General features: G+C 60.4%; 20 protein-coding genes and 2 pseudogenes. 12 read left to right on the top strand and 10 right to left on the bottom strand.

The window, feature by feature from the left end; translation table 11 throughout:
* Positions 1-185: 185 nt before the first annotated feature.
* Positions 186-1,121: a recombinase family protein gene (locus DMX10_RS18110; protein WP_003089068.1), complete on the bottom strand. Its 936-nt coding sequence runs from the start codon at positions 1,119-1,121 to the stop codon at positions 186-188.
* Positions 1,122-1,337: 216 nt separating this feature from the next.
* On the opposite strand from DMX10_RS18110, the pseudogene DMX10_RS18100 reads away from it, so the two are divergent.
* Positions 1,338-1,721 (top strand): annotated as a pseudogene (locus DMX10_RS18100) (transposase); the annotation flags it as partial.
* Positions 1,722-2,009: 288 nt separating this feature from the next.
* Here the strand turns inward: DMX10_RS18100 and DMX10_RS18095 are convergent.
* Genes DMX10_RS18095 through DMX10_RS18080 form a run of 4 tightly spaced genes read right to left on the bottom strand, consistent with a single transcriptional unit; the run spans position 2,010 to position 7,735 of the window.
* Entirely contained in the window at positions 2,010-3,245 is a 1,236-nt protein-coding gene (locus tag DMX10_RS18095) for a TolC family protein (RefSeq protein WP_003089075.1), read from the bottom strand.
* A complete protein-coding gene (locus DMX10_RS18090; RefSeq protein WP_003288512.1) occupies positions 3,245-3,547 on the bottom strand; it encodes a DUF3240 family protein in 303 nt (100 codons plus the stop codon). The genes DMX10_RS18095 and DMX10_RS18090 overlap by 1 nt, the downstream gene beginning before the upstream one ends.
* Complete coding sequence (locus DMX10_RS18085; RefSeq protein WP_003089077.1) at positions 3,540-6,623, bottom strand: efflux RND transporter permease subunit; 3,084 nt, start codon at positions 6,621-6,623, stop codon at positions 3,540-3,542. The genes DMX10_RS18090 and DMX10_RS18085 overlap by 8 nt, the downstream gene beginning before the upstream one ends.
* Complete coding sequence (locus DMX10_RS18080) at positions 6,623-7,735, bottom strand: efflux RND transporter periplasmic adaptor subunit (protein WP_023628708.1); 1,113 nt, start codon at positions 7,733-7,735, stop codon at positions 6,623-6,625. The genes DMX10_RS18085 and DMX10_RS18080 overlap by 1 nt, the downstream gene beginning before the upstream one ends.
* A 357-nt stretch (positions 7,736-8,092) precedes the next feature.
* On the opposite strand from DMX10_RS18080, the gene DMX10_RS18075 reads away from it, so the two are divergent.
* The 4 genes from DMX10_RS18075 to DMX10_RS18060 all read left to right on the top strand — a co-directional run bounded on the left by DMX10_RS18075 (position 8,093) and on the right by DMX10_RS18060 (position 11,618).
* A complete protein-coding gene (locus tag DMX10_RS18075; RefSeq protein WP_039615380.1) occupies positions 8,093-9,121 on the top strand; it encodes an IS30 family transposase in 1,029 nt (342 codons plus the stop codon).
* Positions 9,122-9,221: 100 nt separating this feature from the next.
* Entirely contained in the window at positions 9,222-9,896 is a 675-nt protein-coding gene (locus DMX10_RS18070; protein WP_003288515.1) for a heavy metal response regulator transcription factor, read from the top strand.
* Positions 9,893-11,287 (top strand): heavy metal sensor histidine kinase, encoded by a 1,395-nt coding sequence (locus tag DMX10_RS18065; protein ID WP_003089080.1) that lies wholly within the window; start codon positions 9,893-9,895, stop codon positions 11,285-11,287. Before DMX10_RS18070 ends, DMX10_RS18065 begins: the two co-directional genes overlap by 4 nt.
* Before the next feature lie 124 nt (positions 11,288-11,411).
* Complete coding sequence (locus tag DMX10_RS18060) at positions 11,412-11,618, top strand: hypothetical protein (RefSeq protein ID WP_003089081.1); 207 nt, start codon at positions 11,412-11,414, stop codon at positions 11,616-11,618.
* A 98-nt stretch (positions 11,619-11,716) separates the two neighbouring features.
* On the opposite strand, the gene chrA is transcribed toward DMX10_RS18060, so the two are convergent.
* Positions 11,717-13,084 carry a chromate efflux transporter gene (gene chrA, locus DMX10_RS18055; RefSeq protein ID WP_003089083.1) on the bottom strand — a complete coding sequence of 456 codons (1,368 nt, stop codon included), beginning with the start codon at positions 13,082-13,084 and terminating at the stop codon, positions 11,717-11,719.
* Entirely contained in the window at positions 13,077-14,018 is a 942-nt protein-coding gene (locus DMX10_RS18050; protein ID WP_023095846.1) for a chromate resistance protein ChrB domain-containing protein, read from the bottom strand. Before DMX10_RS18050 ends, chrA begins: the two co-directional genes overlap by 8 nt.
* Positions 14,019-14,176: 158 nt before the next feature.
* On the opposite strand from DMX10_RS18050, the gene DMX10_RS18045 reads away from it, so the two are divergent.
* Positions 14,177-15,481 (top strand): MFS transporter, encoded by a 1,305-nt coding sequence (locus DMX10_RS18045; RefSeq protein WP_003089087.1) that lies wholly within the window; start codon positions 14,177-14,179, stop codon positions 15,479-15,481.
* A gap of 80 nt (positions 15,482-15,561) precedes the next feature.
* On the opposite strand, the gene DMX10_RS33240 is transcribed toward DMX10_RS18045, so the two are convergent.
* The 3 genes from DMX10_RS33240 to DMX10_RS18035 form a co-directional block, all read right to left on the bottom strand.
* Positions 15,562-15,684: a hypothetical protein gene (locus tag DMX10_RS33240; protein WP_016713062.1), complete on the bottom strand. Its 123-nt coding sequence runs from the start codon at positions 15,682-15,684 to the stop codon at positions 15,562-15,564.
* 61 nt (positions 15,685-15,745) lie between these two features.
* Complete coding sequence (locus tag DMX10_RS18040; protein WP_003089089.1) at positions 15,746-16,426, bottom strand: hypothetical protein; 681 nt, start codon at positions 16,424-16,426, stop codon at positions 15,746-15,748.
* A gap of 12 nt (positions 16,427-16,438) precedes the next feature.
* Positions 16,439-17,176, bottom strand: a complete 738-nt coding sequence (locus tag DMX10_RS18035; RefSeq protein WP_003089091.1) for a HupE/UreJ family protein — start codon at positions 17,174-17,176, stop codon at positions 16,439-16,441.
* Between the two features lie 511 nt (positions 17,177-17,687).
* Here DMX10_RS18035 and DMX10_RS18025 point away from each other — a divergent pair.
* The 6 genes and pseudogenes from DMX10_RS18025 to DMX10_RS18000 all read left to right on the top strand — a co-directional run bounded on the left by DMX10_RS18025 (position 17,688) and on the right by DMX10_RS18000 (position 20,501).
* Positions 17,688-17,993 (top strand): metal-sensing transcriptional repressor, encoded by a 306-nt coding sequence (locus DMX10_RS18025; RefSeq protein WP_003089094.1) that lies wholly within the window; start codon positions 17,688-17,690, stop codon positions 17,991-17,993.
* Between the two features lie 20 nt (positions 17,994-18,013).
* A complete protein-coding gene (locus DMX10_RS18020) occupies positions 18,014-18,454 on the top strand; it encodes a YqaA family protein (protein ID WP_003089095.1) in 441 nt (146 codons plus the stop codon).
* A pseudogene (locus tag DMX10_RS18015) lies at positions 18,451-18,687 on the top strand (TraX family protein); the annotation flags it as partial. The gene DMX10_RS18020 and the pseudogene DMX10_RS18015, both read left to right, overlap by 4 nt.
* Before the next feature lie 687 nt (positions 18,688-19,374).
* Positions 19,375-19,821, top strand: coding sequence for a hypothetical protein (locus tag DMX10_RS18010; protein ID WP_003288519.1), 447 nt, complete (start codon positions 19,375-19,377; stop codon positions 19,819-19,821).
* Positions 19,822-19,851: 30 nt separating this feature from the next.
* On the top strand, positions 19,852-20,091 hold the full coding sequence (locus DMX10_RS18005) for a ribbon-helix-helix domain-containing protein (protein WP_003089107.1): 240 nt from the start codon (positions 19,852-19,854) through the stop codon (positions 20,089-20,091).
* On the top strand, positions 20,091-20,501 hold the full coding sequence (locus DMX10_RS18000) for a putative toxin-antitoxin system toxin component, PIN family (protein WP_003150546.1): 411 nt from the start codon (positions 20,091-20,093) through the stop codon (positions 20,499-20,501). The genes DMX10_RS18005 and DMX10_RS18000 overlap by 1 nt, the downstream gene beginning before the upstream one ends.
* Positions 20,502-20,503: the final 2 nt, after the last annotated feature.

The following is a 20,503-nucleotide window of genomic DNA, read 5'->3' as shown; positions in this document are numbered from 1 at the left end:
CATGGTGGTGTAATTGTTTGCACCTTGAGGGGTAGATTCTCAGGTGGGACCGGGTGTAATGTGTTACACCTCAATGCGTCACTCGTAGTACTTGACAGGGTTTTACCATGATCGACTGGACGTCGCTCTTCATCGAACTGAATCAGGGGTTTGGGGAGCAATGGAACCAAAAACCAACGTAAGCCCTACCACCTGCGCTCGGTGCCTTCTTCCCAGGCATCCGCCTCGATGAAGCAGTTGCGCATGTCGGCTTCCTGGCTGATCTCGGTCAGCAGGTCGTGCACGGTCTTGTCCAGCTCGTCGTCGCTTCGATACGAAATGGCCAACTCGTAGTGGCCCGACTCCAGCCGTTTCATGCCGTAGGGTTCCAGGCAGTAGCGCTCGATGTTCTCCTTGGCCCGTTTCCGGCCGCGCACGAACTTGCTGTTATTCACCACCGCCAGGCGCAGGGTGACGGTGGCCACCCGCTCGACAGCGGGCGGCTCTGCCGGCGATGACGACGAGGCCGTGATCTGCTGATCGCGTGACCGGGCGCTCTTCTGGTATGCGCCGATCTCGACACCCCGGTGGCGCAGGTAGCTGTACAGTGTGCTCTTGGAGATGTGTAGCTTCTCGCCGATGGCGCTGACGCTCAGGCGACCCTCGCGGTACAGCGTTTGCGCCGCCATGGCGGTGGCCTCGGCCTTGGCGGGCAGACCCTTGGGACGGCCACCGATCCGGCCCCGCGACCGTGCGGCCGACAGGCCCGCCTGAGTCCGCTCGCGGATCAGCTCGCGCTCGAACTCGGCCAGCGAGGCGAACAGGTTGAACACCAGGCGGCCTTGGGCATGGGTGGTGTCGATGGGGTCATTCAGGCTCTGCAAGCCGACCTTACGCTCTGCCAGCTCGCCGACCAGCTCGACCAGGTGCTTGAGCGAGCGCCCGAGGCGATCCAGTTTCCAGATCACCACGGCATCACCCGGACGCACGTTGGCCAGCAGTTTGTCCAGTTCCGGACGGGCGCTTTTCGCGCCGCTGGCGATGTCTTGGTAGATGCGTTCGCACCCGGCCTGTTTCAGGGCATCGACTTGTAGGTCGGCTTTCTGATCCCGAGTGCTCACTCGCGCATAACCGATCTTCATCAAAAGTACCGTTTACTCGACTACGTTAGTAATAGTTGAACTTTGATAAAGCGTACCAGTTATTTGAACCGTAGCGTGGGGAGCTTAACGAACCGAGCCATTCCTCGATAGAGTTCGGCAAAACCTTGGTTTTCCCGAACTAACCAGACGCCACAAGGGTTTGCGGGCAGGCGCTGGGCTTAAGTGCACTTTCTGTTCCGTTGCTCCCCAAACCCCGATATCACCCAGGTCGACAAACTGCTGCACGGTAACGAGAACGTCGTCTGCGCCGATGCCGGCTACACCGGCGTCGAAAAGCGCCCCGAACATGCGGGCCGCGAAGTGATCTGGCAGGTCGCAGCACGCCGCAGCACCTACAAGAAGCTCGATAAACGCAGCGCCCTGTACAAAGCCAAGCGCAAGATCGAGAAGGCCAAGGCACAAGTGCGAGCGAAGGTCGAGCACCCGTTTCGAGTGATCAAGCGCCAGTTCGGTTACGTGAAGGTGCGCTTCCGTGGCCTGGCCAAGAACACCGCTCAGCTGGTGACGCTGTTCGCGCTGTCGAACCTATGGATGGCGCGCCGACATTTGCTGACTACCGCAGGAAAGGTGCACCTGTAATGCGGAAAATGGCTGCTGCGAGGTGCTCGCGGCGGCCAAAAACGGAGAACTGAGCGGGTTACCTGGTCGATTTTGATCGACGGCCCGCTTTCAAAAGCAGCAAGGGCTGAAGTCGACCGGAAATACAGGGTTACTTCAGACCTTCCCTTATTGAGATAGGACGGCCGTTTATTATTCAGCTGTGGTCACTGGCCGTTTCCTATCATTGCTGCCGAAAACTAACCGGAGCATGAGTAACTCATTACGATTCTGAAAGGTTGCCCGGCCTATGCCGGGCAACGCAACAACTCAGCTTTCGTCCAACCCCCATATCCAGTGGGCATCGATCAACAGCGACAGATGGGTGCGCAGCGTATCCGCGTGGGCCTGCAGGGCGCTGGTAGACGATGCGACGGCTTGCCGGCGAGCCAGCAACAACGACTGCAGATCCACCTCGCCCAGTTCGTAGGCACGCTGCATCTGTGCTTCGTTCTGGGTCATGGCAGCGGCGCCATCCTTCGCGATCAGGTAGCTCTCGTAAGCACCTGAAGCCAGTTCGACGTCACGGGCAATCCCGGCTTCCAGCTCGCGTTTGGCCAGGTCGACATCCTCGCGAGCCGCATTCTCCTGGGCCAGCGCCTGGCTGTAGCGAGCACTGCGCGACCCGCTGGGGATCGGCATGCTGAAGCTGACACCGTAGATGCGCTCACGGTTGCCCTGCTCGGAGGCGGTGAATACCCCCAACGTAGGATCCGGCACCCTGTCAGCCTTCGCCCGGGCCGATTGCCCCTGATTTCTCAGCAGAGAGGCTTCGACCCGACGCAGCACATCGCTTTCGGCCAGGATCCGCTCGCGCCAGGTGTCGTACTGACCGAGTTCGGCCGAAGGAATGGGCAGATCAACCACTTTGCGCTCGATGCCAGGGAAGCGCCGCGACAGTGTTGCCCAGCTCGCAGCGGCTTTTATCTTGGCTTCGTTGCCTTGTCGCAGTTGCTCGGCCACTTCCGCCTTGACCAGGCTTACATCCAGCTTAGAGGCGTCACCCGCACGGTTGCGTTTTTCCGCCGCCGCCAGGCTTTCCTTGGCTGAGGCCAGGCCTTTATTGGCGATGGTGAGCGCGTGCTCCGACACCAGCCAATCCAGCCACAGGGTCATCAGTTCCCGCGCGGCTTCATGACGGACTTCGCCATAGGTGGCATCTGCCAATCGCAGCGTTGCCGAACTGATGTCCTGGTCGGCACTGGCCTTGCCAGGCAGGCGCACCGTGCGCTCGATACCCACGTTCCATTCGTTGTAGTTGGGGCCAGCGTCGGTACGCCGTTGCTGGCCGATTGCCGTGGCCGTCCATTCATAAGGCGAACGCCGGATGATGCCAGCCTCCAGCATGGCGGCATCCATGCTGGAGCGTGCCGAGGCCACGCGGGGATCGGCGTTGAGCAGCGACACCACCAGCGGCTTGGGCAGAATGTTTGCCGGAGCGGCAGGTTGCGCCACGGCCGTGCCACACACACTGATCAGCAGAGCCAGGGGAACAAGGCGCTTCATCACACGAACTCCCCAAAGTTACTGACCTGGACCGTCCAATAGCGCAGCCCGGTATTTGGAAACTCCTCCTTGAGGGATTGCAGCACCTCCGTGAGTTGCTGCCGTTCCACCACGAGTTGGATCTGCACAGCCTTGGCCCGCCCCATGACACGCTCCATCGGATTGAGTGCCGCGGTGGACAGCCCGTGCGCCGCAACCGGTGTGCTGGTGAAGATCTGGTTCCCCGTCACGACCAGGAGGTGGTCGATGAGCTTCTCCTCCAAGCTTGGGGTGCAGAGCAGCGTCAACCAGGTATCAGGCATCTTTGGCCTCCTTTTTCGCGTGGGCGAATCGCAGATAGAGAATCGGGAGCAACATGAGGGTGAGCGCGGTGACGGTGATCAAACCGCCGATCACCACGATGGCCAACGGCCGCTGGATCTCGGAGCCGGGCCCGGTAGCGAACAACAGTGGGACCAGACCGAAGGCGGTGATCGAGGCGGTCATCAGTACCGGGCGTAACCGGCGACGGGCACCCTGGAGCACCACTTCCCGCAGTGGCAGGCCTTCGCCATGCAACTGGTTGAAGTAACTGACCAGCACGATGCCGTTGAGCACCGCGATACCCAACAAAGCGATGAACCCCACCGACGCTGGCACCGAGAGGTACTCGCCAGTGACCCACAGCGCGACGATGCCGCCCACCAGGGCGAAGGGGATGTTGCTGAGGATAAGCAACGCCTGGCGCACGGAGCCGAAGGTCGAGAACAGCAGGACGAAGATCAGACCAAGCGCCACGGGAACGACGATGGACAGCCGGGCAGCCGCACGCTGCTGGTTCTCGAACTGGCCGCCCCAGCTGATGCGATAGCCGTTGGGCAGTTCCACCTGCTGAGCCACCAGCGCCTTGGCCTCCTCGACGAAGCCGACCAGGTCACGACCGCTGACGTTGGCGATCACCACGCTGTAGCGGCTGCCCATTTCCCGGTCGATCTTCACCGGGCCATCGGCACGCTCCAGTCTCGCCACGCTGCTCAGCGGAATGGTCTGGCCATCCGGCGTGGTGATCCGCACCGCGTTGAAGTCCGCCGGCGACGTGCGCACCGACTCGTCCGAGCGAATGAGGATCGGCGTGCGCTGGTTGCCTTCGATCACCAGGCCGGCCTGCTGGCCTTCGATCTGCACGCGCAGTGCATCCTGGATGGCCTCGACGCTCAGGCCGAAACGGCCAGCCTGCAGCCGGTCGATCTCCACGCGCAGATACTGCACACCGTCGTTCTGCACGGTGTAGACGTCCTGGTTGCCCTGCACAGTCTTGAGCAGCGACTCGATCTTGCCGCCCAGTTGGCTCAGGGTGCCCAGGTCAGGGCCATAGATCTTCACGGCGAGGTCGCCGCGCACACCGATGATCATCTCGGAGACGCGCATCTCGATGGGCTGGGTAAAGCTGTAGCCGATACCCGGCATTGGATCGAGCACCTTGCGGACCTCGTCCATCAGCTCTTCCTTGGTGTCCATCCGCCATTCGCTCATGGGCTTGAGCAGCAGGTAGGTATCGGTCTGGTTCAGGCCCATGGGATCAAGACCGATCTCGTCGGAACCGGCCCGCGCCACGATGCCCCGGATCTCCGGGACCGCTGCCATCAGCGCGGTCTGGATCTTCTTGTCCAGCTCGGCCGTCTGTTCGAGGCTGACCGATGGCAGTTTCTCGATACCCACGATCAGGTCGCCTTCATCCATGGTCGGCATGAAGGTCTTGCCCACCTGGGTGTAGACCAGGCCAGCGACGACCAACATGGCGCCAGCGATGATCGCGATCAGTTTCTGCCGGCCAAGCCCCCACTCCAGCACCGGGCCATAGATGCCCAGCAGCTTGCGGGCAAGCCAGGGGTCTTCGTGCTTGACCTCGCGCAGCAGGTAGGAGGACAGCACGGGGATCACGGTCAGCGACAGCAGCAACGATCCCGCCAGAGCGAAGACGATGGTCAGCGCCACCGGGACGAAGAACTTGCCTTCGAGGTCCTGCAGGGTGAGCAGCGGCAGGAACACCGTGATGATGATCAGGATGCCGGACGTCACCGGTACCGCGACCTCGCGCACCGCCCGGTAGATGATGTGCAGACGCGGCAGCTTGCCACCGGAAGGATCGGTGGCCAGACGCTGGACGATGTTCTCGACCACCACCACCGCGGCATCCACCAACATGCCGATGGCAATGGCCAGCCCTCCCAGACTCATCAGGTTGGCGGACATGCCGACGAAGCGCATCAGGATGAAGGTGATCAACGCCGCCAGCGGAAGTACCAGGGCAACCGTCAGCGCTGCGCGAACGTTGCCGAGGAACAGGGCCAGCAACACGATGACCAACACGGTGGCCTCGATCAGCGCCTTGGACACAGCCCCTACCGCTTTATCGACCAGCGACGAGCGATCGTAGAAGCTGGTGATGGTGATGCCTTTCGGTAGTGTGGCCTCCAGTTCCTTGAGCTTCAGTTGCACACCGGCGACCACTTGGCGGGCGTTGGCGCCAGCCAGGCCGAGCACCAGGCCTTGCACAGCCTCGCCCTTGCCATCCTGGGTCACCACGCCGTAGCGGGTCAGGGTGCCAAGGCGAACCTCGGCCAGGTCGCCAACCCGCACCGGGCTGGAGCTGTTGGAATTGACCACAACGGCCCGCAGGTCATCCAGGGTGCGGATGCTGCCCTCGCTGCGTACCAGCAGGACTTCGTCACCTTCACCCAGTCGGCCGGCACCGTCGTTACGGTTGTTGGTGTTGACCGCGTTGGTCAGCTGCTCAAGGCTCACGCCGCTGGCAGCCATGCGGATGGGATCTGGCAGTACCTCGAAGGTCCTGACCTGGCCACCGAGGGAGTTCACATCCGCCACGCCAGGTACGGTACGCAGCGCCGGCCGGATCACCCAGTCGAGCAGGCTGCGACGTTCGACCAGAGACAAGGTTGTACCGTCCACCGTGAACATAAACATCTCGCCCAGCGGTGTGGTGATCGGCGCCATGCCGCCACTGATGCCGTCCGGCAGGCTGTCGCTCAGGTTGCCGAGACGCTCGGAAACCTGTTGCCGCGCCCAGTAGATGTCAGTGCCATCCTGAAAATCGATGGTGACATCGACCAGGCCGTACTTGGTGACCGAGCGCAGGATCTTGGTCTTGGGAATACCGAGCATTTCCACTTCGATCGGCACGGCAATCCGGCTTTCAACTTCTTCCGGGGTCATCCCCGGTGCCTTCATGATCACCTTGACCTGGGTGCTGGCCACATCAGGGAAGGCATCGATGGGCAGCCCACGGTAGGCATACCAGCCCGCGCCGGTCAGCAACAGCGTCGCCAGCACCATGAACAGGCGCTGGGACAAAGAGAATTGGATAAGACGGCTCAGCATCACTCACCGTCCTCTTCAAGCCAGGCGCCTTTCAGCGCAATCACGCCGGCGACGGCAACCTGGTCCTGTTCGCTGATGTTGCCCTGGACACGGACCAGTTGCCCCGCGCTGGCTTCGACCTTGACCGGGCGGGCTTCAAAACCGTCGGGCGTGCGGACGAACACCACGGAGTCGGTCTTGTTGCGAGCGACGGCAGACAGAGGGATGTCCCAGGATTTGCCAGCGGCCTGAACCGGGATCTCCACGGTGACGAGCTCGCCGGGACGCAGGGCGCCGTTGGCATTTTCGATTTCGGCGCGCAGCACCACGAACTGGCTGGTAGCCGAGAGGGTCGGGCTCAGGTTGATGACACGCCCATTAATGCCCTTGTCGACCACCGTTACGCCCGCGCCCGGCTGAATGCCAATACTGGCCGCGGCCGGAATCTGCACGTCCAGCCACAGCGCATCGACCTGGGTGATGTTCAGCAGCGACGTGGCACCGTCGACCCGCTGGCCGGGCCGGACCGAGATGTTGCTGACAATGCCGTCCTGAACGGCGCTGAGGGTGATCCTGTCGGAAGGAATCCCGGAGCGGATGACCTGCTCGATCATGGCCGGGGTCATTCCCGCCAGGGCCAGTTCGGCCTTGGTCTGCACCAGAGTCGCTTCCGCTTCCTTCAGCGTTGCCTGGGCTTCCTGCGCCCGACGCTGCGGAATGATGCCCTCATCGAACAGCTTCTGTTCCCGGGTGTAGGCCTGCCGGGCCAGCGTGGCGCGGGCAGATGCCTGCAACAGCTGGAGCTGGAGCTGGCTCATCGCCGGACTGGACAGGCGCACGACCGGCTCGCCTTTGCGAACGGCCTGGTACTCGCCCACCAGCAGTTGCACCACCACACCTTCAAGTGGGGAACTGACGATCTGCTCCGCTTTCGGAGGCACGACAACCTGGCCGGGATATCGCGTGCTGACCGTCTGTTTCATGCTTTGCACAGCAGACGTCTTGATACCCAGCGCTTGAATCTGTTCATTGGCGACAGAGAACTTCTCAGCACTCATGGCAGGCCCTGAAATAATAAAAGCGATGGCGAAAGAGAGCCCCTTTACACTGCGCAGATAATGTTCGTTATTCATCGAAAGTTCCCCGTGAAGCGCCATGACATGGGCATGCTTTAGACCTGTCTTTGAGGATTTTTAAATCGCAAGGCGAGCGCGGTCGCAGGACACACATGAGTAACCCACTCGTCTGCTGCACCCTTTGCATGGAAGGAGATTGTCGTAGACTCCTCTACAGGTTCGATTCTAGAGGGGGGTGACTATCAGGAACGTTACCGCTGAATTACAAATTTGAAGGATTCCACCTCCCTCCTGATTTTCGTTTTAAGATTGATTCATCGATGATCACCATGCTGGTTCGGTGCATGAGGCAATGACACGGCGGCCGCGAAAACTGAGTGCAACACCTGACCTTTCCGGTACCGTGCTGCCCCTATGTCCTATTCCGAACTCAGCGTTGAAGAACGCGCCACCATTCAAATCGGCCGTGCCCAAGGGTTCAGCCTACGCAAGATTGCTTGCTTGATCACCCGATCCCCTTCGACCATCAGTCGCGAGCTGCGCCGCAATCGAGATGCCTGTGGCAGCTACTCGGCCCGCGTGGCCCAGCAGCAGATGCAGGCCCGCCGCCAACGCTGTCGACCGAAACGAAAGCTGTTGCCGGGTAGCGAGCGCTTCAAGTTGGTGGCCCACATGCTGCGTAAGCGTTTGTCTCCCGAGCAGATTGCCGGCAAGCTGCGCAGCATGACCATACCCAACCTCAGAGACGCCTACGTCTGTCGTGAGACGATCTATAACGCGATCTATGCCTTGCCGGTCGGCGAGTTGCGCAAGGAGCTGATCGTCTGCCTGCGCCAAGGCAAGACGACGCGCCGGCCGCGCTCTGGTGGCGTGGATCGGCGCGGCCAGATCCCTGAAATGGTCAGCATTCATGTGCGCCCGCCAGAGATCGAAGACCGGCTGATGCCGGGGCATTGGGAGGGCGACCTGATCAAGGGTAAGGCCAACGCCTCGTCGGTAGGCACGTTGGTGGAGCGCACCAGTGGCTACCTGATGCTGGTGAAGATGAACGACGCAACGGCGACCTCGGCGATGGAGGGCTTCAGTGCAGCGCTTAATGGCATGCCGCTGGCGATGCGCAAGAGTATGACCTACGACCAGGGCCGGGAGATGGCGCGACATGCCGAGATCACCCAAAGAACCGGCGTGGCGATCTACTTCTGCGACCCGCACAGCCCCTGGCAGCGCGGCAGCAACGAAAACATCAACGGCCTGATTCGCCAGTACTTGCCCAAGGGGACTGACTTGTCGGTACACAGCCAAGAGCAATTGAATGCCATCGCCTTGGAACTGAATATGCGCCCCCGTAAACGCTTTGATTTCAAGTGCCCGATCGAAGTCATGGGCGAGGTGATGCAGGAAGCCTTGGTTATGCGGCATGATGCTCCAGCTTTAATTCAATAACCGTGTTGCACTCAGCTCCTGCAACCGCCCACTTCAAGAAATAAATGAATATTTTTTTATTTGACACCCGAATACTTTTTTAATTTGAGATAAACAAATAATGCGTGTTCTAGTAGTGGAAGACGAAGCCAAAACTGCCGAATATCTTCAGCAAGGGCTTACCGAAAGTGGCTATATCGTTGACCGGGCAAGTAATGGTGTCGATGCGCTGCACCTGTTCCAGCACAACACCTACGGCCTGGTCATCCTGGATGTGAACCTGCCCAAGGTGGACGGCTGGGACGTGCTCGACACGATCCGCAAGACCAGTCGGGTTCGCATCATCATGCTGACCGGTCGTGGCCGCCTGCACGACAAGCTGAAGGGCCTGGACGGCGGCGCCGACGACTATCTAGTGAAGCCGTTCGAGTTTCCGGAACTGCTTGCCCGCATCCGCTCGCTGCAGCGGCGTGGCGACAAGGTGGTGGACCACCCGACCTTGCGGGTCGCAGACCTTGAGCTGGATCCGGGTCGCCACCGCGCGTTCCGGGGTGACCTGCGCGTCGAGCTGACTACCAAGGAATTCGCCCTGTTGCGCCTGCTCATGAGCCACCCAGGGGAAGCCCTGACCCGCTCGCAGATCATTTCCCTGGTCTGGGACATGAACTTCGACTGCGATACCAACGTGATCGACGTGGCGATCCGGCGCCTGCGCGCCAAGATCGACGATCCGTTCGAGAACAAACTTATCCACACCCTGCGCGGTGTGGGCTATGTGATCGAGGAGCGTTCATGAAGCGCTTCAGCCTGGCCGCCAGGTTGGGACTCAAAGTCGGCTTGATGAGCGTGATACTGCTGGTGCTGCTCTCTATCGTGGGCTACCTGATGCTCGGCCAGGCGCTGGAGCGCACGGCGCAAAGCAGCCTGATCACCAAGATGGGTGGCATGGCCCATAACCTATCGACCGTCGCGGATCTGTCCGAGGTCACCGCAGACTCCCACCAGTTGGTCGACCTTGCGATGGGCCACAACAACCTGTTCGTCAGCATTTTCGATACGGCAAACAGCCGAATCCCCCTGCTGACCATCGGCTCGAAAAAGATAACCACCGAACTCACCAGCTTTCCTGCCAACGATCAAGTGGAGTTCTACGAGTGGAACAACGAACTGGGCATGCCCATGCTCAGCGTTTCCCAGCTCATGCGTCTGGCTGACGGTACCCAGGTCGGTGTGTACATGACCGTGGATGAATCCTCCGATGCCGAATTGCTCCGGGCGATGCTGAGCTGGGCCCTGATGGCGTCACCCTTCATCCTGGCGCTGATCATGGTCGTGGCCTGGTGGACGGTACGCCGGGGCTTGCTGCCGCTTACGCGCTTTCTGAAAGTCGCGTCGAAGATCTCCACCGACAACATGCAGCATCGGCTGCCTACCGACCGCTTGCCGATCGAACTGCTGGAGCTCGCGGACGGCATCAACTTTATGCTGCACCGCCTGGACGGTGGCGTGCAGCAGCTATCGCAGTTCTCGGACGACCTGTCCCACGAGTTGCGTGCTCCGCTCACTAACCTGATGGGCAAAGCACAGGTGGCCCTGTCACGACCACGCAGCTCGGAGGAGTACCGTGAGGTGCTGGAATCCTGCGCCGAGGAGCTGGATCGCATGAAAAGCATGGTGGCCGACATGCTTTTCCTGGCACATGTCAGCCAGCCTGCAGCCTTGGTGCAATTCGAGACGGTGGCACTGGTCGACGAGGTGCAGAGGGTCAGTGACTTGTTCAGCCTGAGTGCCGAAGAGAGCGGCGTTCGGCTCGATGTGTCAGGCAGTGTCGATGTGATCCAAGGCAATCGCCTGATGATTCAACGGGCAGTGTCCAATTTGCTCTCCAACGCCATTCGCTACTGCCCACAAGGGCAGGCTGTAGTGGTGAAGGTTCACCGTGAGCAGGAGCACATCAGGCTCAGCGTAGGCAATCCAGGCCAAGGTATTCCGGAAGAGCACCTGCCTCATCTGTTCGAACGCTTCTATCGGGTCGACAAAGGGCGTGCGCGCAGCGAGGGAGGCACAGGCCTCGGGCTTGCCATCGTGCGATCGATCATGAGCCTGCACCAAGGCGTGGCGAAGGTAGAAATAACGGGCTCGGGCTTTACCTGGTTCCACCTGAGTTTTCCGGTGAACCGTCTCTGAGCCCAAGGCGTCTTTCAACATTGTAATTCGCGCCTCACGTTGTCGTCAGAGACGCTTCTTTAAGCTTCAGGGGTATCGAAAATCTCACGATCCATTGAGATCCAAACCCCTGGAGTTTCTGAAAATGCGACTGACCCAAGCGCTTCTCATCGGTGTACTGGCTGTTGGTGTGACGACACCGGTATTTGCCGAAGATGGCTACGACCGCTCGATCGAATTCAACAAGAAATTCCGCGAGGACCAGAAACGCCTCTGGGGTGAAAAAGACACCGCAGACAAAGCCAAACCGGCAGAGACCAAAGAAAAGGAAAACGCTAAAAGCCCATCCTAGGCTCATGGATGTGCTGTTTCTCTACTTCCTCCTTCCCCCTCGATCTTGAGGCAGGCGCTTGACCGCCTGCCCCGGATCACCCTCAAGCGGCATCCTCCTCAACGCATCGACAGCTGGACCGCCAGCCCCGCCAGTGCACTCATCACCAGCACCTGGATCACACCGCGCTTGAAGTAGAACAGGGCAATAGCGGCGGCCGCGGCGATAAGTGCGGAGGCCCACTCGAATCCTCCCCCAAAGCCGTTGGGCCAGAGCACGTGGTAACCGAAGAACAACGCCAGATTCAGGATCACACCTACCACGGCGGCGGTGATCCCGGTCAGCGGCGCTGTGAACTTCAGTTCGTTGTGCGTCGACTCCACCAGCGGACCGCCGGCAAGGATGAACAGGAACGAGGGCAGGAAGGTGAACCAGGTGACCAGCACAGCCGCCACCGCGCCCGCCAGGAACGGATGGTCGGTGCCGAACATCGGGTGGATGTAGCTGCCAATGAAGCCGACGAAAGTCACCACCATGATCAACGGCCCCGGCGTTGTTTCCCCCAGGGCCAGGCCGTCGATCATCTGCGTGGGCGACAGCCAGCCGTAGTGACCGACCGCACCTTGGTAGACATAGGGCAACACCGCGTAGGCACCGCCGAAGGTGAGCAACGCAGCCTTGGTGAAGAACCACCCCATCTGGGTCAGAGTGCCTTGCCAGCCGAAGATGACGGTCAGCAACCCCATGGGGAGCATCCATAGCGCCGCACCGATCAGGATCAGCTTGAGCAGATAGCTCCAGCGGAAACGGGCATGCGCGGGTGGCGGTGTATCGTCATCGATCAGCGCAGGCCCGTAACTGGCCTTCCCGGAGCCATGCTTGCCAGCGGTCACGAACTTGTCCGGCAGCACTTTTCCGCCGATGTAGCCCAGCACGGCAGCGGCCAGAACGATCAGCGGGAACGGGACGTTCAGGGCAAAAATGGCGACGAAGGATGCTGCGGCGATCGCCCATAGCCAGCCATTCTTCAATGCCCGGGAACCGATGCGGTGCGCCGCATGAACGACGATCGCGGTGACCGCCGGCTTGATGCCATAGAAGATCCCGGCAACCACCGGAACGTTGCCGAACTCGATATAGACCCACGACAGCCCGATCAGGATGAACAGCGACGGCAGCACGAACAGCCCGCCAGCAATCACCCCGCCCCAGGTCCGGTGCATCAACCAACCGATGTAGGTCGCGAGCTGCTGGGCCTCGGGCCCGGGCAGCAACATGCAGTAGTTCAGGGCATGCAGAAAGCGCTTCTCGCTGATCCAGCGGCGACGCTCCACCAACTCCTGGTGGAGGATGGAGATCTGTCCTGCCGGCCCGCCAAAGCTGATGAAGCCGATCTTCAGCCAGAACAGCAACGCTTCGAACAAGCCCACCGGGGTCGCTGGCTTGAGGGGGGCTTCGCCCGTGGCCAGCGTCGTCGTTTCAGCCATGACCGTTTTCCTCGTTGGCAAAGGCCGCCAGCAGCCCGTCGAAGATGCCGTTTGCCGCTGCCATCAGTTGGTTGTCATCGGTAATGCTCTCGCGCAGGCCCGCCAGGACACGCTCGATGCCGGACGCTTCCGCAGGCTGGCTGCCACCGACATCGAGGTAGTGAACCAGCGCGGCGATGCGTGAAAGGCCTGGAGCCTGCAGCACGAAGCTGTCGATCAGGGTTTCGAAGGTGACGCGGTGCCCGACATGGCTGAACGCGGCGCCATCGAAGTCAAAGCCCAGTGCATCGGCGGGGCAGTCGCTCGGGGATTCCAGCCAGAGGATTTCCGCGCCGCTGTCGATGAAGCGCTGGATGAGCCAGGCACAGGCCAGCCGGTCGACCCAGGGACGTCGACGGGTTGCCCAGCGACGCCCCTGGTAATGACTGTGGTCCAGCAGCGTGACGGGATGATCCTGAATGTGCGGTTCATCAGGTGAGAGGGCACGGCTGATTGCCGTCTCCAGCGCTTCCAGCGCGGTCTCCGTCTGCTGCTTCGCAACGCCGGGGAAGAAGTCGATCAGGGCCAACTGGGCGAAGCTCTTGCGCAGTTTTCTGACCTGGCGAGCGACCTGCAGGGCGTTCTCGGGAAGCAGTCCCTCCCTGCACGCGGCGACTTCGTCGCGCAGCTTGCTGTACTCCTCACTCCGGTCGAACAGGCCGGCGAAGCGAGTTTCTTCGTCCGGGAATGCCAGCAGAAACGCAGTGCCGCCGCTGACCGTCACATCGCGCTCCACGGACTCGAACGCCTCGCGGCCCGCGTCCTGCTCAGGCAACAGGTACACACCGTCGCGCAGCACGGCAGCGCCGCAAGCCTTCAACGCCCGCCAGGCACGCATACGTTCGGTCGCGTTGGCCGTGGGGAGTGCCAACACAAGAAGAAGCCAATTTTTCATGTAGAGAATCAAACATAAAATGTATGAATCTCTACTTTAGCTCTGTTCTCAGGAAAATGCACTGCCGGGATGAGGGTTCGATTCACTCACGTTGACCGTATCCCCCCAGGGGGGATACGCTAGAAACATGAATCACCCGCACTACCCGGAGGTAGCGCATGCTATCCGTTCTAAAAAATCGTACTTATCGACACCTCTTTCTGGCCCAGGTGATCGCCCTGGTGGGCACTGGTCTGGCGACGGTTGCCCTCGGGCTTCTGGCATTCGACCTGGCCGGCGCCCAGGCGGGAGCTGTATTGGGTACCGCGCTCGCCATCAAGATGGCGGCTTACATCGGCGTTGCACCGGTTGCCGCCGCGTTCGCCGAGCATCTGCCGCGCAAGGCGATGCTGGTCACCCTCGATCTGGTCAGGGCAGCGGTCGCGCTGATGCTGCCCTTCGTCACCGAGATCTGGCAGGTGTACGTGCTGATTTTCGTGCTGCAGTCGGCCTCTGCGGCGTTTACGCCAACCTTCCAGGCCACCATCCCTGACATCCTGCCGGATGAGCGCGAGTACACCCGGGCGCTTTCCCTTTCGCGCCTGGCCTATGACCTGGAAAGCGTGATCAGTCCGATGCTGGCCGCGCTGTTGCTTACGGTGGTCAGCTTCCACAGCCTGTTCGCGGGCACGGTGGTGGGCTTCCTGGTGTCCGCCGCGATGGTCGGTACCGTGGTGCTGCCCCTGGCGGCACGAGGACCCAAACGCAGCATCTATGAACGCACCACCAAGGGCATGCGGATTTTCCTGCGCACCCCGCGGCTGCGTGGCCTTCTTGCACTGAACCTGACGATCGCAGCCGCCAGCGCCATGGTCATCGTCAACACCGTGGTACTGGTGCAATCCAAGTTCGCGCTGCCCCAGAGCTCTACCGCCATGGCCTTGATGGCCTTCGGCGGTGGCTCGATGGTGGTCGCCCTGATGCTGCCCAAGCTGCTGGAACGACTGGACGATCGCAAGGCGATGCTGGCCGGCGGTGCCGTGCTGGTAGCCGGTTTGATCCTGGGTACCTTCGTCTCCAGTTACCCGGCGCTGATCCTGTTGTGGCTGGTGTTGGGTGCCGGCTACTCCCTGGCACAGACACCGTCCGGACGCATTCTGCGGCGCTCGTCCTCAGCCCAGGATCGACCTGCGCTGTTCGCCGCCCAGTTCGCCCTTTCACACGCCTGCTGGCTGATCACCTACCCGCTCGCGGGATGGTTGGGGGCAAGCGTCAGCCTGACGGCTTCGTTCATCGGACTGAGTCTGGTTGCCGCCGTAGCCTGGCTGGTGAGCAAGCGGATCTGGCGCCCGGAGTATGAGGAAGACGTGGTAGCGCACAATCACGATGACCTGCCGGAAGACCACCCGCACGTGGCCAACGGCAATGCGCATGCGCACTCGTTCGTCATCGATGACGATCACCGGAAATGGCCAAAGCCATAAAGCCCGCGTTGCACGGGTTCTATCGATGATCTTCGCGTAATCCAGAAAGAAACAGGGCCGCTTTAGCGGCCCTGTTTGCATCACTCGTGCGAGTGGCCGTGACCCGCATCGCCAGACTTCGATTCGGTATCAGTACCACCGCAGGCAGCCAACAGGCCGAGGAAGCTCAGCACAACGAGCGATTTGAGGATTTTGGTAGTCATCTTCAGCTATTCCAATTGAGATCAAAAAGTCGGGGCGAACAACAGGTTCGCCCCGGCGGGATTACTTCTTCACGTTCAGGTAGTCGCCAGTCGTGTTCAGCACGATGGTGACATCGGCGTTGGTGCGGTTACGCCAGAACCAGCCATGGGTGCCATCGAACAGCGCGGTCAGGTCGCCCTTGTCGCCTTTCACCTGACGCCCTTTGCTGTAGCTGTGGAAATCGCCTTGGGCGGCGTTGTAGATCTCACCGTGGGTGTCGTGGTTGACCGGGCCGGATGCGGTCCATTCATAGCTCACAGTGCTGCCCTTGAGCATTTCCAGCTTGATCTCCCGACCTTCGCCTGGCGTCAGGGTTACGGTGACCTGATCGGACTTGGCGTTGGCAGCAGGTTTGCTGGATACGGGAGCCGCGGGCTGAGGGGCTGCTGCCACTTGCTGTACGGGTGGCGCTACCGGTGCAGGTGCCGGTGCAGCAGCAACGACAGGAGCTGGGGCCGGAGCAGCTGCCGCTTTCGACGCAGCCTCGTCAGCCAAAGCCTCGGCAGCGAGGGTGATCTTGATCTCGCCCATTTGCGTCAGGCCCATGGCGCGGCCCAGGCCGGTCGGGTCGACCGCGTATTCCGAAGGCATCACCACGGTGACCAGCAGGCCCATGGCGACAGCCAGGGCAATGACGGTGGAACGAACGAGTTGGCGGCTGCTCGGCAATTCGCTTGCCGATGGGAGTGGAGAATTGAACATGATCAGGAGTCCTTAAGCGGTCAGAAACAGGCCGGAGATCTGGTAACCCATCAACAGGAAACCAGCACTCATCATTGCGACGTTGGCGGTATAGGCATGACGCCAGAAGCTTGGGGTCTGCCTCCAGAAGCCCATCAGGATCAGAATGGCGCTCAACGCCATCAGCTGACCGATCTCCACCCCTACGTTGAAGGCGATCAGGTTGGGGATCAGCCCATCGGGAGAGATCTCGTATTCCTGGATCTTGGTTGCCAGGCCGAAGCCGTGCAGCAGGCCGAAAATCAGCGTGGCGGCCTTGGTGTTCGGCTGATAGCCGAACCAGCGCTGGAAGGCGCCCAGGTTATCCAGGGCCTTGTACACCACCGAGAAACCGATGATTGCGTCGATGACGTACGAGCTGATGCTGACTTCCGTCAGCACGCCGATCAGCAGCGTCACCGAATGGCCGACCGCAAACAGCGTGACGTACAGGCCGACATCCTTCAGCCGGTAGAGGAAGAAGATGACGCCGAACAGGAACAGCAGATGGTCGTATCCCGTGACCATGTGCTTGGCGCCCATGTAGATGAAGGGGATCAGCATGACCCCGGTGCTTTCCTGGATGAAGCCCTTGTCACCCTCGGCCACGGCATGGGCCAGAGCTTCTGGCATGCCGATGAACAGCGAGGCGACGAGCAGGAACAGCAGATACAACAGGTGGCGTGAACGCATGGCGAACAGGCCCCCACCCTTTAGGGAGTGCGAATGCATGGATCAATCCTTTCTTGCAGTGATTGTTGGCCGCAGAGCGGCCTTGGTCAGGAAGCAAGCACAGGACGGGGTGGGCGTTCGATACGGAAGATGGGGGGCCAAGGCACGGAATCGCCCAGCATGGCCAGGTGTACCGAGGCTTCGAAATGACTGGAGAAGTGGATTGCAGCTGGTATCTGAGGCGTTTCGTGCTGGTGATCGGGCGTCAGGGGGGAGTGGTAGTGATCAGAGCACTGCGCACAACTCAGGGACGAGTCGTGGGAGTGATCATGAGTCAGGCTCTGGGCGCTCTTTGCCGTGATTTGCGAGAGGACGGAAAGTGAATAGGCATGACCGGTCCAGGCCAGCAGAAAGGCCATTGCCAAAGCCACGATCATGGTCGCTGAAAGAAAACGACGAGACATCCCAATGCTTATCCGGTTGAAACACGGTGTGAAATAGCGCGTTTGACCCAACCCCCCCAGGGGGATAGCATGCAGAGCGTAAAGTATCGCCGTCTGAGACTCAAGTCATGTCAGAACACGTTCACGACCAACCGCATGGTCACGCTCATACCCACCAGACTCACGACGCCATCATCAAACGCCTCAAGCGAGCGGACGGCCACCTGCGCAGCATCATCACCATGATCGATGAAGGACGTGAATGCGTGGACATCGCCCAGCAGCTCCATGCTGTTGAAAAGGCCGTGTGCCAGGCGAAGCGGACACTGATCCAGGACCACATCGACCATTGCCTGGAAGACTCGGTGACAGCCCTGAGCAAGGGCGACCGTTCGGCACTGGACGAATTCAAGCAAATCACCAAATACCTGTAGGCACGGTGCTCGGTTGTTGAATGTTTGAGTACGGCGGTTACCTCGGCCTGTTTCTGGCTGCATTCGGCGCGGCAACCCTGCTGCCCATGCAATCGGAGGCAGTGCTGGGCGGACTGCTGATATCCGAGCGTTTTTCCACAGCCATCCTGCTGGTGGTGGCCACCACAGGCAACGTACTCGGATCGGTTGTGAACTGGCTGCTGGGACGAGGTATCGAGGCTTATCGCGAAAAGCGCTGGTTTCCGGTAAAGCAAGCGGCCTTCGAAAAAGCCAAAGCCTCCTATGAACGTTACGGGTACTGGTCGCTGCTGCTCAGTTGGGTACCCATCATTGGAGACCCGCTAACCGTGATCGCCGGCGTGATGAAAGAGCCGCTCTGGCGGTTCGTCCTGATCGTCACGCTCGCCAAGGGCGGACGGTATCTGGTCCTTGCGATTCTCATCCTGGAGAACCTGAGTTGAGCGCGTACGAATCACCACCTTCGCGGGTTGAACGACACAACGGACAGGACCTCATCAAGTGGATCGCCCTGCTCACGATGGTGCTCGACCACATGCGTCTGGCATGGCCATCACTGGATAACCTGTTCATTCTGGGACGCCTCTCGTTCCCGCTGTTTTGCCTGGCGATCGCCGTGAATGTCTGTCGAACGGAAGTTGGCGCGTTGTTCACTCGCAGCAATGGCCGCTACCTAAGGAAGGTCTGAAGTAACCCTGTATTTCCGGTCGACTTCAGCCCTTGCTGCTTTTGAAAGCGGGCCGTCGATCAAAATCGACCAGGTAACCCGCTCAGTTCTCCGTTTTTGGCCGCCGCGAGCACCTCGCAGCAGCCATTTTCCGCATTAGGGGGCATGCCGAGATAAGGCAAAAATTAGGACATTCGTTCTGTAACCTGCTGTATCTAAAGGATTAACTTTGAGAGGCGCTGCTCAGTAGTGGCGGCTAAATATTGATCAATTATCTATGCCGAGATAATTGCAGATAATTCCCGCCGTCCGTACCCAGCGCGAGTTCATAAGATTGGAGAAATGCCGAGTTAGAGGGCCTGCGAACAGCTTTGGTCGAGGCTTTGCGCTTCGACGCATAACGGCTGCTTAGTACTGGGGGCTCTCCCAGAAGCGACAAAGGCGGCCTCAACGAGACCGCCTCAAACCAAGTTTCATCACCGGTACACGCACCCGGGAGAGGAAGCTCTTGGGCAGGTTTCAATAATAACACCGATCAAAGCGTCACTGCCAAAGCCCTCTCGCACTGCCGAGTAGCCTTCAGATAGTGTTCATTCGCTCTCTCTCGAAGCTACGGTGCGGATGGTTCGAGACCATCATGCGCAAACTCGGGGCCAAGATGACATTATCAAATGGCCAATTATCCTGGAGGCAGTTATGGAAAGGCTCCGCGAAAAACTGGATTTGCCGAGAGGCCACTACTATCTGCACGTCGCCGTACTGGCGGGCCTGCCGGTGTCGTTGATCTCCGATTTGGCAAGCGAGTTGGAGCGATCGCCAGCGCAGATCGCGCAGTGGATCACTGCGTCCCCCGGCAGTGCCGTGATGTCTATACAGGCTGGTGAGGTGTTCTGTCGTCTTATCGAGATCCTCGATGCGCTATTGGAGCTGTACGATGGGGATCTAGGAGGTGCGCTCCACTGGCTAACGGCACCGAATGTCGTGCTGTCCAATGAGAGGCCGGTCGAGGGGGTTTGGGGAGCAACGGAACAGAAAGTGCACTTAAGCCCAGCGCCTGCCCGCAAACCCTTGTGGCGTCTGGTTAGTTCGGGAAAACCATCGTTTTGTCGAACCATTGCATCGCCCTTTGTGATTGGCGTATAAACACACAAACACCTATTAGCGGAGAACGCTATGAATACCATTCGCTGGAATGTCGCCGTCTCGGCCGACACCGACCAGTCGCTTCGGATGTTTCTGGCCAGCCAGGGCGGCGGCCGTAAGGGCGACCTGTCGCGCTTCATCGAAGAAGCGGTACGGGCACACATCCTGGAGCTGAGCGCTGAGCAGGCCAAGGCCGCTAACGCCCATCTGAGTGAGGCAGAATTGACCAACGCGGTTGACGAAGCGCTCGACTGGGCACGTAAGCGCTGATGCGGGTCGTGTTGGATACCAACATCCTGTTCAGCGCCCTGATCTCGCCACATGGCGCGCCCGATGCGATCTACCGTGCCTGGCGGGCGGCGCGTTTCGAGGTGGTGACCTCGCGGATGCAACTCGATGAAATTCGTCGAGCCAGCCGCTATCCCAAGCTTCAGGCCATCCTACAGCCCGCCAAGGTGGGCGCCATGATCAATAACCTGCAACGGGCTGTGGTACTGGAGCGCCTGACCATCGAGGTCGAAGCCGATGATCCGGATGACTCGTTTTTGCTGGCCATGGCCTTGGCGGGCGATGCGGACTACCTGGTAACCGGTGATCGCCGCGCCGGCCTGCTGCAACGCGGGCACATCGAACGCACGCGGATCGTCACGCCCGCCGTGTTCTGCGTCGAGGTGCTGTGATC

The organism is Pseudomonas sp. 57B-090624, from assembly GCF_003234055.1.
Lineage (GTDB): Bacteria > Pseudomonadota > Gammaproteobacteria > Pseudomonadales > Pseudomonadaceae > Metapseudomonas > Metapseudomonas tohonis.
This window is presented reverse-complemented; position numbering and strand designations above follow the sequence as displayed.